Raw genomic sequence first — 14,467 nt, 5'->3', positions numbered from 1 at the left:
CCGGGCAGCCTGCCCATGGCGCGGGGCACATGTTGCTCATATGCCGATGCTTATGTTCCGGCGCCATCCCGGGCAACCTGCGGGGCCGCCGAATCTGCTAGCCTGTGCCCCGCCATCCCGATCGACCATGGAAGCGCTGAACATGTCTATTTCCACCCTCGACCCACTGGATTTCGAGATCGTCCGCGAATTGCAGGAGGACGGGCGTCGCGCCTTCCGTGAGGTCGCCCGCAACCTGTCGGTGCCGGAAGCGACCATCCGCACCCGGGTCAAGCGCCTGCAGGACCAGGGCATCCTGCAGATCCTCGCGTTCACCAACCCGTCCAAGCTCGGCCATGCCAAGCTCGCCCTGCTGTTCGTCAACGTGGCGCCCGAGGACCATGACCGGGTCGCCGATACCCTTGGCCGCTGGACAGAGGTGAGCTACCTGTCCACCACCCTGGGCACGGCGGACATCTGCGTGCAGGTGCTGTGCCGCGATGACCAGAGCCTGTGGAACCTGCAGCAGAAAGTGCGCAGCCTGCCGGGGGTTCGCGAGGTGCAGACCTTGCAGGAGGTGAAGGTGCACAAGATCCGCTTCACCCTGCCGCCCGCCGAAGGCGAAAGCTGAGCGCATCCCAAGCCGCCTAGCCCTGCGAAAAGCCCTCTGTGCAAGGTACCTGTGGGAGGTTACCTGTGGGAGCCGGCTTGCCGGCGATGAGGCCAGGGCAGGGCTCCACCGGTAGCTGTGCGGGCCCCATCGCCGGCAAGCCGGCTCCCACAGGTACTGCGCACGACCTTTTCATGCGCAACAATTTCTTTTCTTTCCTGCGCAATGCAGAAATTCTTGCACCATCCCCTGCGCCAATCCTCCCTCCCGCGTACTGCAAACCTTCGCCCTAGAGCCTGCCGCACCCCGCGCACGGTCTTGGCGCGCCACGCCCCGAAACTGCACATTGCGTAGAAAATATCTTTTCATGTTGCGCAATGCGCACTCATATGAAATAAAAATATACACATGCGCAGAATCATGACGTAGGATCTGCTCATCGAGACCCATAACAAAAACAGAGGGCGAGACGATGCACCAGGCCATTGCAGGCACCGCGCCGACGGCGCAGCTGGTTAAATCCATCCGCTGGTGGGACGGGGTGGCGATCACCCTGAGCTTGCCGGCGGCGTTGTTCGTAGGCCTTGGCTACTCGATCGGCGCCATCGGCGCCTGGGCTGCCATCGCCCTGTGGGCGTCGATCGCCGCCGTGGCGGTGTTGCACAACTGGCTGTATTCGGAAATGGGCGCCATGTTCGCCAACAAGTCCGGTGGCATCGCCCTGTACGCCAACGAGGCCTGGGCCGCACGCCTGCCATGCCTCGGCCCGCTGGCCACCTACGCCTACTGGTTCGCCTGGGCCACCGCACCGGCCATCTGGGGCCTGGCAGTGGCGCAGATCCTGTCCCAGCAGTTCTGGCCCGACGTCACCGCCCACTACGACCTGGGCCCGCTGCAACTGGGCCTGCCCCAGGCCATCGCCCTGGGGGTGGCGCTGTTCAGCTGGGCGCTGAGCATGGTCCAGCTGCGTTTCACCATGGTCATCCTCACCGTTGCCGGCGTGCTGCTGATGGTGCCGGTGCTGCTGTTCGGCACCAGCTTCCTGACCAGCCCGGCGTGGAGCACCGCCAGCTTCACCTGGCACACCGGCAGCGGCCTGCACGGCCTGCGCACGGTGCTGGCGTGGCTGTTCATCATGGCCTGGTCGGCCTACGCGGTGGAGGCGGCGGCCTCGTTCATCCCCGAGTTTCGCGACACCGTGGCCGACACCCGCAAAGCCCTGCGCATTGCCGCGCTGATCCTGCTGCTCGTGTTCACCCTGGCCCCCTTGGGCCTGGCTGGCCTGCTCGGCGAGCAGGTGATGGCCGAGCAGCCCTACGGCTTCCTGCAGGCGGCGGCCCAGGTGCTGCTGGGCGGCGGCGCGGCGCTGGTCACCTGGGTGCTGATCGCCGGCATCCTGGTGCTGTCGGTGATGGGCACCGCCGATGCCGGCCGGGCGCTGTACCAGAGCGCGCTCGATGGCCTGACCGTGCGCCAGTTCGGCGAACTCAACAAGGCCGGTGTGCCGGCCCGGGCGGTGACCGTGCAGCTGTTCATCAACGTGGCCCTGGTGCTGTTGGTGGGCAACCCGCTGGCGGTGATCGTCGCCGGCAACATCGGCTACATCCTGGCCCACTGCCTGGCGGTGGCGGGCTATGTGGCACTGCGCCTGGACCGCCCGCAGCAACCCCGGCCGATTCGCCTGGGCCGTGGCTGGGTCGCGGTCGCCATGGCCCTGGCCGCCTTCGACGCGGTGATCCTGCTGGTGGGCGTGACCAGCGCCTCGATCACCGGCTACGGCGGCCTCAAGGAAGTGCTGATCGCCGTCGCCGTGCTGGCCATTTCCCAAGCCCTGTACCGCCTGCGCCGGCTGCAAGAGCGCAAGGCCATCGCCGCCGCGAGCCCGCGCTGACGCGCAACCCCCAACTTCTTCGCTGACAACCCCCGTAGAGGAGTGCACCTGATGCGTGCAGATGACTCCGGCCGCCTGTGCTGGCCGAAAAACAGCCCTGTGGCCGTTTCCCTGACCTTCGACGTCGACGCCGAAGCCGGCCTGCTGGGCGACAGCCCAAGCTACGCCCGGCGCCTGACCAGCCTGTCGGAAGGGCGCTTCGGCGTGACCCGTGGCGTGCCGCGCATTCTCGAACTGCTGCGCCGGCACAAGATCTGCGCGACCTTCTTCGTCCCGGGCTACACCGCCGAGCAGCACCCGCACCTGGTGGAGATGCTGCTCAAGGAGGGCCACGAAATCGGCCATCACGGCCATATGCACCTGCGCAGCGACAAGGTCAGTGCCGCCCAGCAAGCCGACGAGATGGCGCTGGGCCTCGCCGCACTGGCCAAGGCCGGGGCGCCCAAGCCTGCCGGTTATCGCTCCTCGTCCTGGGAGCTGACCCCGGAAACCTTCGAACTGGTGCTGGCCAACGGCTTTGCCTACGACTCCAGCTGCATGGGCGACGACCGCCCGTACTTCGAACACTGCAACGGCGCGTCGATCCTCGAACTGCCGGTGCACTGGTCGCTGGACGACTGGCCGATGTTCGGCTGGAGCATCGACAACGGCGGCAACTTCACCGCGCCCCGGGTGCTGTTCGACGGCTGGCTGGCCGAGTACGAGTCGGCGCGCCGGGATGGCCGCCACACCAGCTTCACCCTGCACCCGGAGGTGATTGGCCGGGCGGCACGCTTCGAGCAACTCGAGCGCCTGGTCGAGCGCATGGCCAGCGATGGCGATGTGTGGTTTGCCCGCCTCGATGAGGTGGCCGCACAGGTCGCCCCACAACTGCAGCAGGTGCGCGCATGAGCACGGTGTTCCGCTCCACCCGCCTGCAGCCGGCCGAGCGTGGCCGCGAATTCGGCGAAAGCTTCGCCGCCAAGGTGCGCGCCACCGTGCAGGCCTATGAGGGGCTGTTTGCCCGGGTTGCCAAGGCGCCCTTCGACCTGCAGGCGATGGGCAACCGCTGCCTTGAACAGGTGGCGCTGTTCGCGCCACCGCTGCATGCAGAAATGCTCGGCATCGCCGAGGGCGCCGGCATCGCCCCGGCGCTGATCGGCGCAATCAATGCCCGCACCGAGGTGCTCGCCGTGCTAGGGGCGCGCCTGCGCGGCGAATGCTCCACGGTGGTCCAAATCGACCCCTGGGGTGCGCCGGTCACCGCGCAGACCTGGGACTGGTACGCCGAGTTCGCCGAGCAGTGGCTGACCTGGGAAATTCCCCATGACGATGGCCGGCTGACCACCACCGTCACCGAGTACGGCATCGTCGGCAAGCCTGGGGTCAACAACCGGGGGCTGGGCGTGCACTTCAACATCCTGCACCACGCCGACGATGGCGCCGACATCGGCGTGCCGGTGCATGTGCTGTCGCGCTGGATCCTCGACAGTTGCAGCGACATCAACCAGGCCCTGCAGCTGTGCCAGCGGGCGCCGGTGTCGGCTTCCAGCTCACTGACCCTGGTCGCGGCGGCCGAACGTGCCAGCTGCGCGGTGTCTGTGGAAATCCACCCCGGTGGCCCCGGCCTGGTGTTCCCCGGCGCCGATGGCCTGCTGGTGCACACCAACCACTTCCTCTCAAGCCCCGCCCGCGAGTTCGATACCGAGCCCGGCAGCTACCCGGACACTCTGGTGCGCCACGACCAGTTGCTGCGCCGCCTCGGCAACCGCCCGGGCCTGGATGCCGGCGACCTGCTGCAGGCCCTGAACAGCCACCTGGGCAGCACCGGCGCGCTGTGCTGCCACCCAGACCCGGCGCTGCCAACGGCAGGGCAGTACGCAACCCTGGCCAGCATCACCCTCGACGTCGCCAACGGCACCCTGTGCGCCTTGCCAGGCGGCCCGTGCCGCCACCTGTAAACCTTCGACCCACAGGAAACCTCGCCATGCTTCAACTCAAACGCCTCGACAACATGGACATCCTCTCCCACGACGTACAACGCCTGGTCGACTTCTACCACGGCACCCTGGGCCTGGGCTTCTTCCTGCCCTACGTCGCCGAAGAGCGCTGGGCGGCGATCGAAATGGGCAACGTCACCCTGTACCTGTTCCACACCCACAACCCGGCGCCGGTGGTGCGGCGCACGGCGGTGAACCTTGCCGACAAGCCGGGGCTGGACTCTTTCGCCTTCGAAGTCGAATGCCTGGATGAGGCCATGGCCTACCTGCACGGCAAGGTCGAGTGGGTGACCGACGCACCGATCGAATGGCAGCACCCCAACGGCACCCACTACCGCTACCGGCCGATGTTCGACCCGGACGGCAACATGCTCTACATCACCGAACCGCACAAGACCGTCTGAACCGGAGGCTCAAGCATGCCCATGACCCACAACAACCCGGCGCGCCTGGCGCCGGCTTCGGTACTGGCGCTGGCACCCGAAGCCCGCGCCCTGGATGGCCGCGTGGCGCTGGTCACCGGCGCCGGGCGTGGCGCCGGCCGCGCCCATGTCCGGCTGCTGGCCCGGCGCGGCGCCGCCGTGGCGGTGGTCGATATCGATGCCGACGTGGCCCGCGCCACGGCGGCGGAAATTGCCGAGCAGGGTGGCCGGGCGATTGCCCTGGCCTGCGACATCACCGACCGCGCCCTGGCCGAGCACTGTGTGGCGCAGGTTGCCGAGCAGCTGGGCGGGCTCGACATCCTGGTGCACAACGCCGGGCTGATCTACTCGATGACCGGCCTTGAAGCCACCGACGATGCCAACTTCGAGCGGCTGCTGGCGATCAACGTCAACGCGCCGCTGTACCTGACCCGTGCGGCCCTGGTGCACCTGCGGCGCAGTGCGGCGGCGCGGGTGATCTTCATCAACTCGCAATGGGGCCAGGTGCCCGATGGCCACTCCTACGGCTACATGGTCAGCAAGGCGGCCCAGCTGGGGCTGATGAAGACCCTGGCAAAGGAGTTCGTCGGCGAGGGCATCCTGGTCAATGCCATCACCCCGGGGGCGATCCTGACGCGCATGGTGCCCGAGCAGTACATCGCGGCCGAGCAGGCCGCCATCCCCCTCGGCCGCCTGGTGCACCCGGAAGAAATCGCCGCCGTGGTGGCCTTCCTGGCCTCGGACGAAGCGGCCTTCATCACTGGCCAGGCCATCCCCGTCAACGGCGGGGCGCTGGTGGTCGGCATCTGACAAAAGCACAACCTGTGAGGACAACCCCATGACGACTCAAGCAACCCAGCGCCAACGCGCCGAGCAGGCCATGCGCCGCCAGTGGTTCCCGGTGGCCCGTTCGGCCGACCTGGCCAGCCCGCAATCGGCCACCTTGCTGGGCGAGAAACTGGTGGTGTGGCGCACCGCCGCCGGCCAGGCCGTGGTCCAGCACGCGCGCTGCCCGCACCGCGGCGCCGACCTCTCGCTGGGCGAGGTGCACGGCGACAGCATCGGCTGCCCGTACCACGGCTGGCGCTTTGCCGGCGACAGCGGCAAGTGCAGCCATGTGCCATCGCTGGAGGATCAGTGCAAGATTCCCCAGGGCGCGGCGCTGCACACCTACCCCTGCCAGGAGCGCTACGGGCACGTATGGACGGCCCTGGAAGCGCCGTCGTTCGAGCTGTATGACCTGGCCGAGTGGCGTGAGCTGGCGCTTGAATGGCTGGCTGCCGAGCCGCTGGACTCGCCCACCGGGGTGGCCGTGGCCGTGGAAAACTTCGGCGACGTCGCGCATTTCTCGTACATCCACCGCGGCATGATGGGCCACGTCAACCCGGTGGTCGAACCGCTGAACGTGCGCCGCGAAGGCCTGGACATCTGGATGGACCGCCCGCTGCAGGCCTGCGAGGGCGAATGGGCCAACGACGGTGACTGCATGATGCACTTCCACATCGTCGCCCCGGGCCTGGTGGCCATCACCTATGACTACGAGCGCCTGGGCAAGCGTGTGGTGGCCGGCTTCCCGTGCCCGGTGGCGTATGACCAGGTGAAGATCTTCTGGGCGGTGGCCAACGACCGTGGGTACAAGGGCGGCGATCTGCAGGAGTGCCTGCGCATCGAGGAGCTGCTGTACCTGGAAGACCTGCCGGTGGCCGCGACCATCACCCCGGCCGAGATCGACTGGGACGCCAAGGCGGTCGAGCACTCGGTGCCTTCGGACCTGTACACCTTGAACTACCGGCGGGCCTTCCGTGAGTTCATCGAGCGCGGCCAGCAGGCGCCGGTACGCCTGGTGGACGAGCCGAGGGCGTTGCCGTGAGTGCCCAGGGCCAGGCGCTGAGCGTGCAGGTCAGCGGCCTGCGGCTGGAGGCCGAGGGCGTGGTCTCGCTGGAGCTGCGCGCCGCCGATGGCGCGCCATTGCCGGCCTGGACGGCGGGGGCGCATATCGACCTGCTGCTGCCCAGTGGGCGGGTGCGCCAGTATTCGCTGTGCGGCGACCCGGCGCAGCGCCATGTGCTGCGCATTGCCGTGCTGCTCGAAGCCAACGGCCGGGGCGGTTCGCGCGAGGTGCACGGGGCCCTGCGCCTGGGCCAGCAGTTGGCCATACGCGGCCCGCGCAACGCCTTTGCGCTGCAGGAGGGGGAGGCTTACCTGTTCGTCGCCGGCGGCATCGGCATCACGCCGATCATGGCCATGGCCCAGGCGGCCCAGCGTGCCGGTGCCGATTGGCAGATGCTGTATGGCGGCCGCTCGCGGCGTTCGATGGCCTTCATCGACGAGCTGCAGGCCATGGGCGCAGGGCGGGTGGAGGTGCTGCCGATGGACGAGGTCGGGCTGCTTGACCTGGACGCGGTGGTGGCCGCTGCCCGGGCCGGGCGCCAGGTCTACAGCTGCGGCCCGGCGGCGCTGCTGGATGCCTTGACGGCGCGGTTTGCCGAGGCGGGTTTGCAGCAACGCCTGCACCTTGAGCGCTTCGCACCACAGCCGGCGCCGCTTGCGGCCGACGCCGAGGCGCTGACGGTGATCCTCGCCCGCAGCGGTGCGCAGGTGCAGGTGCCTGCGGGCTGCAGCATCATGGCAGCGTTGCGGGCAGCGGGGCATGAGGTGGCGTCTTCCTGCGAGCAGGGCGTGTGCGGCATGTGCGAGACACGCGTGCTGGATGGCGTGCCGGAGCACCGCGACCTGTTGCTCAGTGAGGCGGAGCGGGCGTGGGGGGAGGTGATGATGCTGTGTGTTTCGCGGGCGTTGACACCGACGTTGACGCTGGACCTGTAGAAGCGCGGATCTGGACCTGTAGAAGCCCTGATGTGACCTGTGGGAGCCCTGATATGACCTGTGGGAGCCGGCTTGCCGGCGATAGGGCCCGCCAGGCTAGCCAATTTGCCTGCTCTGGCCCCATCGCCGGCAAGCCGGCTCCCACAGGAATCACAGGGACCACAGGAATCACAGGAATCACAGGGATCGCCGGGTTGGTCTTTGAAAATCAGCGGCGGTAGTAGTGATGATCGGCTTCATAGCGATGGCGCATGGCGCGCTCATGCTGGCGCTGCCAATCGCGGCGCCGTTCATAGTCGCGCCGTGCCTGCTCGCGGCGCCATTGCTCGCGGCGCCAGTTTTCCCGGTGCCAGTCGTCGCGGTCGTGCCGGCGGCCGTCGTGCCAGTAACGGTCATCATGGGCCAGCAAGGTCGCCGGCTGCTCCACCGCAACGCTGGCCAGGTTCGGCCAGGGGTTCTCGGCAGCCCTCGCGGCAACGGCCTCGGTGGCCCGCGCAGGGGTCGAAGCTTTCATCGGTGTTGCAGATGCCGAGCCCATTGCCGCGAACGCGAACAGGCCAACCAGCACTATCCGTGGGACATGGATTTTCATGAGCGAAGACAACCTCTGCTGACTATGGGGCGTTAGGCCAAGGGCCTGTTCACATAGACCAGCAAAGCGGAAAAAGTTCTAGAAAACCGTAACTTAAATGCTCGCCCCAGCATCACCCGGTGCTGGCCCGATGCAGTCATCGGCGGCCAGGGGCGTTATACTCCGTGCCCTTATCCAGGCCTCGGAGCGCTCATGCGGCAGGTTCTTCTCATCGTCGATGTCCAGTCCACCTTCAGCCCGCCCGAATGGCTGGTCGATGGCATCCGGGCGTTGTCGGCGACCATCCCGACCATCGCCTCGATCGAGCTGCACGACGAACAGGCCACGCCCTTCCAGAAACAGCTCGGCTGGCACCCCGCGGCCCAGGACGAGAGCCTGGTCGAAGCCGACAGAGTGTTCGTCAAGCACGGCTACGGGCAGACCGCAGAAACCCTCGAACACCTGCGCCAGCTGGGCGCGCAGCGGGTACTGGTGTGTGGCCTGCAGACCGAAACCTGTGTGCTGGCCGCAGGCTTCGCCCTGTTCGACGCCGGGTTGATGCCGACCCTGATCACCGACCTCACCGTCGGCTCGTCGCTGGACCGCTCGGGGAAAATGGGCATCGAGCTGTGGAAGCACCACTTCGGCAATGTCACCACCCGCGCCGAGATCCTCGCCGAACTGCAAGGCTGACGATCAGGCGGCACGAATGCTGCCTGCCTCGATATGCCGCCCCAGCTTGAGCGCCTGCTCCTGCAGCACGCGCATCAGCTGCAGCGCCGCCTGCGACGGCGGCTCGAAGCGTGAGTGGACGAAGCTGATGTCGAAATGAATGTCCTCGGCCAAAGGCACCACCGCCAGGCCGCTGTCCTGGGCCACGAACTCGTCGATCAGGGTAACGCCCATGCCTTGCTTGACCAGGGCCACGGCTTCGTTGGCGTTGGTGAACGACAGCAGCGACTCGAGCTGCAGCCCTTGCTGCGCGATCGCCTCGGCCAGCAGCTGGCCGAACGGCATGTCCGGGCGAAACAGCAACAGGGCATGGCCCTGCAACTGGTGCAGGCTTAGCGTGGGCTGCTGTGCGAGCACATGCTCAGGGGGCATCACCGCCACCATGCGCCCACGCATGAAGGGCTGCGAATGCAGGTGATCGTGAACCACCGGCAGGGCGGCGATCGCCAGGTCGACCTTCTTCGACAGGATCTGGTTGGGCATCTCGCCCATCAGCGTGGTCTGCCACTCGATCTGCAGCGCGGGCGACTCGCGCTTGAGCTGGGCCAGGGCCATGGGGATCACCACCGTCGACAACGAAGCGCTGCAGCACAGGCGCAGCTTGCGGTGGCTGCCGGCTGCCAGTGACAGCGCGCATTCATTGACCTGCAGCGCCGCCTGGTACACCCGCTCGACCTCGCGAAACAGCACCTGCGCCTCCTCGGTGGGGACCAGGCGGTTGTTGATGCGCTCGAACAGGCGGTAGCTCAGCCGCCCCTCGATGTAGCCGATCAACTTGCTCACCGCCGGCTGCGAGACATACAGCAGCTTGGCGGCGGCGCTGATCGAGCCGGTCAGCATGACCGCGCGAAACACTTCCATGTGCCGCAATTTGAACAGCATCGTGCTGGCGTCGGCGCCTGCTTTGCCGGGCTGCATGGGTATTACCTCCGGTTATGGTCCTGGCCATCTGTGTATGAGCGCAATGCACGCCCCCGCAGTATCGTGAGCCCAGGTGAATCGCCTGGACGGCGAACGATAACAAGTTCTGCAGGCAAGCGCAGTGACGCTTGAAGGAGGCGCCCTTGAACATCTTTGATGAACCGAAGATCGATTGCCATAACCATTTGTTTGACCCTGCACGCTTTCCCTACCACCCGGATGCGCCCTATGCACCGGTTGGCCAGGAGGTGGCGCCGCTCGAGCAGTTCAACCAGGTGATGGACGCCTACGGCGTGCGCCACGCCTTGCTGGTGGGGCCCAACAGCGGCTACCACACCGACAACCGCTGCCTCCTCCATGCGCTGGCCAGCGGGGCGGGGCGCTTCAAGGGCGTGGCGGTGGTCGATCGTCACATCAGCCTGGAGCAACTGGCCGCGCTGCGTGAGCAAGGGGTGGTGGGCGTGGCGTTCAACCCCGCGATGCATGGCCTGTCCAGGTTGCAGGAGGCCGAACCGCTGCTGGCCAGGCTGGCAGAACTTGGCCTGTTCGCGCAGATCCAGGTCTGCGATGACCAGCTGGTCGACTTGCAGGGCCTGATCTTGCGCAGCCCAGTGCGCGTGCTGATCGACCACTGCGGGCGCCCGAACGCCGCCGCCGGGGTGCAGCAGGCGGGCTTTCAGGCCTTGCTCGGGCTGGCCCGGCTTGGCCGGGTCTACGTGAAACTCTCCGGCATGCAGAAGTTCGCCGCCGCCCATGCCCTGCACGCGCAGAGCAGCGCCTACGTGCAGGCGCTGCTCGATGCCTTCGGCGCCGAGACCTGCGTGTGGGGTTCGGACTGGCCGTTCATCCGCCAACCTGTGCGGGTCGACTACGGCCCGCTGCTGAAGCTGGCCGAGCGCCTGATGCCCGACGATCGGTTACGCCGCAAAGTCCTGTGGGACACGCCCAGGCGCCTGTTCGGCTTCGCCTGACCTGCGCGCATTTGCCATTCCAATAACAACAGAGCATTTGTCATGACTGTCGAACAGCACCTTGGCCAAGGCGTGCTAGACACGCCCGCACGCCTGCAACAAAGGACCCGCACCCGCTTCATGATCCTGGCGTTGATCTCTGGCGGCACCATGATCAACTACCTGGACCGCAGCGTGATGGGCATCGCAGCCCCCAGCATCAGCGCCGACCTGGGTTTGAACGCGGCGTTGATGGGGGTGATCTTCTCGGCGTTCTCCTGGACCTACGCCGCCGCGCAGATACCCGGCGGCATCCTCATCGACCGCCTCGGCACCAAGTTCACCTACTGGCTGGCGCTGACCCTGTGGTCGTTGTTCACCGGCCTGCAAGGCCTGGCCCAGGGCTTCTTGTCGCTGCTGGGCATGCGCTTTCTGGTGGGCGTGACCGAAGCGCCGTGCTTCCCCACCAACAGCCGCGTGGTGGCGACCTGGTTCCCGCAGAGCGAGCGGGCCCGGGCCACGGGCATCTACACCTTTGCCGAGTACACGGGCCTGGCGTTTCTCACGCCCTTGCTGTTCTGGCTGCTGCACGCCTACGGCTGGCGCTTTCTGCTGATGGCGGTGGGCCTTCTGGGGGTGCTGTATGGCCTCGTGTGGTGGCGCAAGTACCATGAGCCGCATCAATCCACCTCTGCCAACCGCGCCGAGCTCGACTACATCGCCGCCGGCGGTGGGGTGGTCGATGGCGGGCAGAAGGCCACGGTGTTTCGCTGGTCGCAGATCCCGGCGCTGCTCAGGCACCGCAACATGCTGGGCATCTGCCTGGGGCAGTTCGCCTGCAACTCGACCAACGTGTTCTTCCTGACCTGGTTCCCCACCTACCTGGTCACCGAGCGGCACATGCCCTGGCTCAAGGTCGGCTGGGTCGCGGTACTGCCTTTCATCGCCGCGTCCCTGGGTACCCTGGCCGGCGGCTGGCTGTCGGACGCCTTGCTGCGCCGTGGCTACTCGCTGAACCTGGCGCGCAAGCTGCCGGTGATCGCCGGCCTGCTGAGCGCGTCGGTGATCGTGCTGGCCAACTACGTGCAGTCCGATGCCTGGGTGATCGCCATCCTCTGTGTCGCCTACTTTGCCCAGGGCATGTCGGCGCTGGCCTGGATGATCGTTTCCGATATCGCCCCCAAGGGGCTGCTGGGCCTCAGTGGCGGGCTGTTCAACCTGTTCGCCAACGCCGCCGGCATCGTCACCCCGCTGACCATTGGCCTGATCGTCAGCGCCACGGGCTCGTTCGTCTGGGCCCTGGCCTTCGTGGCCACCATCACGGCGCTGGGTGCGCTGTGCTACCTGTTCATGGTGCGCGACCTGCGTCGCCTGCCGGATCTCCCCTGTGTCGAAAATGGAGCAAGACAATGAGCCAAACCCTGCAAGGGCAAACTGCAATCGTCACCGGCGGCATGCGCGGCATCGGCCTGGCCATCGCCCAGCGGCTGCACAGCGCAGGCGCCCAGGTGGTGATCTGGGACCTGGCGGTCGATGGCTGGGACAGCACCGCCAATGGCTTCGAGCCGGTGCTGCGCCAGGCGCTGGACGTGGCCTCGCTGGCCTCGGTGCAGGCGGCGTTCGCCCAGGTGCTGGAGCGCTTGGGGCAGGTCGAGATCCTGGTCAACAATGCCGGCATCAACGGCCCGGTGCTGCCGTGCTGGGAATACCCGCCTGAGGCCTGGGAGAAGGTCATCGCCGTTGACCTGAACAGCGTCTTCTATTGCTGTCGCACGGCAATCGCGCACATGCGCGAGCGTGGTTTCGGGCGCATCGTCAACATCGCTTCGATGGCGGGCAAGGACGGGGTGCAGTACATCTCGGGATACTCCGCGGCCAAGGCTGGGGTCATCGCCTTCACCAAGGCGGCGGCCAAGGAGCTGGCGCAGGACGGCGTGCTGCTCAACTGCATCGCCCCGGCCATGGTCGAAACCCCGCTGATGGCCGAGATGACCGCAGAGCACATCGCCGCCAGCAAGGCCAAGATCCCCATGGGGCGGTTTCTCAAGGCCGAAGAGATCGCCAACATGGTGGCCTGGATTGCCGGGCCGGAATGCAGCTTCACCACCGGTTTCGTGTTCGACCTCAGCGGCGGCAGGGCGACCTATTGAAAACCCTGGCGGTAGCGCACCTGACGGCCTTGGACCTGGCCCCCGCGGCGCTGGTGCGCGAGGCCGGCCGGGCAGGCTTCGGCGCCGTCGGGCTGCGCCTGCACCCGGTACAACCGGGGGCGCAGGCTTACTCGCTGGTGCCGGGCAGCCAGGCGCTGGGGGAGCTCAAACGGGTGATGGCGGGCGAGGGCGTGCGGGTTGCCGATATCGAATTCGTTGCGCTGACACCCGAGGTGCGGGTTGCCGAGCTCCACGCCTTGCTCGCCGCAGGTGCCGAGCTTGGCGCGCAGAGCCTCACGGTGTCCGGGGACGACCCGGATGATGCGCGGCTGACCCAGCATTTCGCGGCGTTGTGCGAGCTGGCCCGTGGCTACGGGCTGCGTGTGGACCTCGAGTTCATGCGCTGGCGGCCGGTGGCCACGCTGCAGCACGCGGCGGGCGTGGTAACTGCAGCCGGGCAGGGCAACGCAGGTGTGTTGCTCGATGCCTTGCACCTGTTTCGTTCAGGGGGTGGGGTGGCAGACATTGCCCAGGTGCCTGCGGCTTACCTGCGCAGCGTGCAACTGTGCGATGCGCCGTGGCAGGCGCCGGTGGATGCGCAGATCATCGAGGAGGCCCGGGAGGGGCGGTTGTTGCCGGGGCAGGGGCAACTGCCATTGGCCGCGTTGCTGGCGGCGTTGCCAGCGCAGGTGCAGATCAGTGTCGAAACGCCCTCGCGGGGGCGTGCTGATCACCAGCGCCTGCGCCAGGTACATGATGCCACCTGCACTTGGCTGGCCTGTCTGGAAGGAGGGTCATAGGAGGGTCATAGGGGGGTCCTAGGAGGGTCATAGGAGGGACCTGTGGGAGCGGGCTTGCCCCGCGAACCAGGGCAAAGCCCTGGCCATTCACTACCATTGCCTGGGCCGGCCCTTTCGCGGGGCAAGCTCGCTCCCACACAAACACAAGTCAGCACACAGGCCTTAGGGGTTGACCTGGTACCCACGCCCCTGCAGGCAGCCGCTGTTGGCACTGGCGTATGCCGAGTTCTGTGCCTGGCCCTGGTCGCGCCGGTCCTGGCGGCGCTCCTGGCGCTGGCGCGCGCCGCCGACCACGGCCCCGGCGGCGGCCACTTCGCCGGCGCGGTTCTGGCGATACTGCTGCTTGGCATCGTCGCTGGCGCGATCGTAGATCGCTTCGTGCTGGTTGCCGCGCACCTGGGCACCTACAGCACCCGCCGCAGCGCCCGCGGCCGCGCCTTTGACCCGGCCACCAACATGCGGGCTGGTGCTGCCGCCGGCACTGTTGGCGGCGTTGTTGGCCACGGTGTTGCAATCATTGATATCCAGCTGCATCTGCTGGCTGCTCTGGCCCTTGAGCGGTACCACCGACTGGGCCTGGACTGCCGGCGCTGCCAAAAGCAGCACCAGCAGGTAACGCCACGAGCGCGTACGCAT

16 protein-coding genes are annotated in these 14,467 nt (G+C 67.2%); 13 read left to right on the top strand and 3 right to left on the bottom strand.

Features of this window, described 5'->3' with window-relative positions; genetic code table 11:
* The first annotated feature begins 142 nt into the window (after positions 1-142).
* The 8 genes from B3E94_RS03225 (at position 143) to B3E94_RS03190 (ending at position 7,707) form a co-directional block, all read left to right on the top strand.
* On the top strand, positions 143-610 hold the full coding sequence (locus B3E94_RS03225) for an Lrp/AsnC family transcriptional regulator (protein WP_176516391.1): 468 nt from the start codon (positions 143-145) through the stop codon (positions 608-610).
* 451 nt (positions 611-1,061) lie between these two features.
* Entirely contained in the window at positions 1,062-2,480 is a 1,419-nt protein-coding gene (locus tag B3E94_RS03220) for an APC family permease (protein WP_286912305.1), read from the top strand.
* A 51-nt stretch (positions 2,481-2,531) separates the two neighbouring features.
* Positions 2,532-3,371 carry a polysaccharide deacetylase family protein gene (locus B3E94_RS03215; protein WP_286912304.1) on the top strand — a complete coding sequence of 280 codons (840 nt, stop codon included), beginning with the start codon at positions 2,532-2,534 and terminating at the stop codon, positions 3,369-3,371.
* A complete protein-coding gene (locus B3E94_RS03210) occupies positions 3,368-4,420 on the top strand; it encodes a C45 family autoproteolytic acyltransferase/hydolase (RefSeq protein WP_286912303.1) in 1,053 nt (350 codons plus the stop codon). Before B3E94_RS03215 ends, B3E94_RS03210 begins: the two co-directional genes overlap by 4 nt.
* Before the next feature lie 26 nt (positions 4,421-4,446).
* Entirely contained in the window at positions 4,447-4,863 is a 417-nt protein-coding gene (locus B3E94_RS03205) for a VOC family protein (RefSeq protein ID WP_286912301.1), read from the top strand.
* Positions 4,864-4,878: 15 nt separating this feature from the next.
* A complete protein-coding gene (locus B3E94_RS03200; RefSeq protein ID WP_286912300.1) occupies positions 4,879-5,691 on the top strand; it encodes an SDR family NAD(P)-dependent oxidoreductase in 813 nt (270 codons plus the stop codon).
* Positions 5,692-5,719: 28 nt separating this feature from the next.
* Positions 5,720-6,751 carry an aromatic ring-hydroxylating oxygenase subunit alpha gene (locus tag B3E94_RS03195; protein WP_286912299.1) on the top strand — a complete coding sequence of 344 codons (1,032 nt, stop codon included), beginning with the start codon at positions 5,720-5,722 and terminating at the stop codon, positions 6,749-6,751.
* Positions 6,748-7,707 carry a PDR/VanB family oxidoreductase gene (locus B3E94_RS03190; protein WP_286912298.1) on the top strand — a complete coding sequence of 320 codons (960 nt, stop codon included), beginning with the start codon at positions 6,748-6,750 and terminating at the stop codon, positions 7,705-7,707. The genes B3E94_RS03195 and B3E94_RS03190 overlap by 4 nt, the downstream gene beginning before the upstream one ends.
* Positions 7,708-7,915: 208 nt before the next feature.
* On the opposite strand, the gene B3E94_RS03185 is transcribed toward B3E94_RS03190, so the two are convergent.
* Positions 7,916-8,221, bottom strand: coding sequence for a hypothetical protein (locus tag B3E94_RS03185; RefSeq protein ID WP_313394785.1), 306 nt, complete (start codon positions 8,219-8,221; stop codon positions 7,916-7,918).
* Positions 8,222-8,491: 270 nt separating this feature from the next.
* On the opposite strand from B3E94_RS03185, the gene B3E94_RS03180 reads away from it, so the two are divergent.
* A complete protein-coding gene (locus B3E94_RS03180) occupies positions 8,492-8,971 on the top strand; it encodes an isochorismatase family protein (protein WP_176516403.1) in 480 nt (159 codons plus the stop codon).
* Between the two features lie 3 nt (positions 8,972-8,974).
* Here the strand turns inward: B3E94_RS03180 and B3E94_RS03175 are convergent, their stop codons facing one another.
* Entirely contained in the window at positions 8,975-9,928 is a 954-nt protein-coding gene (locus B3E94_RS03175; RefSeq protein ID WP_286912295.1) for a LysR family transcriptional regulator, read from the bottom strand.
* A 146-nt stretch (positions 9,929-10,074) separates the two neighbouring features.
* Here B3E94_RS03175 and B3E94_RS03170 point away from each other — a divergent pair, with 146 nt between their 5' ends.
* The 4 genes from B3E94_RS03170 to B3E94_RS03155 are packed head-to-tail and all read left to right on the top strand — an operon-like array spanning position 10,075 to position 13,831.
* Positions 10,075-10,902, top strand: a complete 828-nt coding sequence (locus tag B3E94_RS03170) for an amidohydrolase family protein (RefSeq protein ID WP_286912294.1) — start codon at positions 10,075-10,077, stop codon at positions 10,900-10,902.
* 42 nt (positions 10,903-10,944) lie between these two features.
* Positions 10,945-12,294: an MFS transporter gene (locus B3E94_RS03165; protein ID WP_176516410.1), complete on the top strand. Its 1,350-nt coding sequence runs from the start codon at positions 10,945-10,947 to the stop codon at positions 12,292-12,294.
* On the top strand, positions 12,291-13,031 hold the full coding sequence (locus B3E94_RS03160) for an SDR family NAD(P)-dependent oxidoreductase (protein WP_286912293.1): 741 nt from the start codon (positions 12,291-12,293) through the stop codon (positions 13,029-13,031). The genes B3E94_RS03165 and B3E94_RS03160 overlap by 4 nt, the downstream gene beginning before the upstream one ends.
* Entirely contained in the window at positions 13,028-13,831 is an 804-nt protein-coding gene (locus B3E94_RS03155) for a sugar phosphate isomerase/epimerase family protein (RefSeq protein WP_286912292.1), read from the top strand. Before B3E94_RS03160 ends, B3E94_RS03155 begins: the two co-directional genes overlap by 4 nt.
* A 162-nt stretch (positions 13,832-13,993) precedes the next feature.
* On the opposite strand, the gene B3E94_RS03150 is transcribed toward B3E94_RS03155, so the two are convergent.
* Positions 13,994-14,467 carry a YMGG-like glycine zipper-containing protein gene (locus B3E94_RS03150; RefSeq protein ID WP_286912290.1) on the bottom strand — a complete coding sequence of 158 codons (474 nt, stop codon included), beginning with the start codon at positions 14,465-14,467 and terminating at the stop codon, positions 13,994-13,996.

It is taken from the genome of Pseudomonas sp. UBA6315 (genome assembly GCF_002438125.1).
GTDB lineage: Bacteria > Pseudomonadota > Gammaproteobacteria > Pseudomonadales > Pseudomonadaceae > Aquipseudomonas > Aquipseudomonas faucium.
This window is presented reverse-complemented; position numbering and strand designations above follow the sequence as displayed.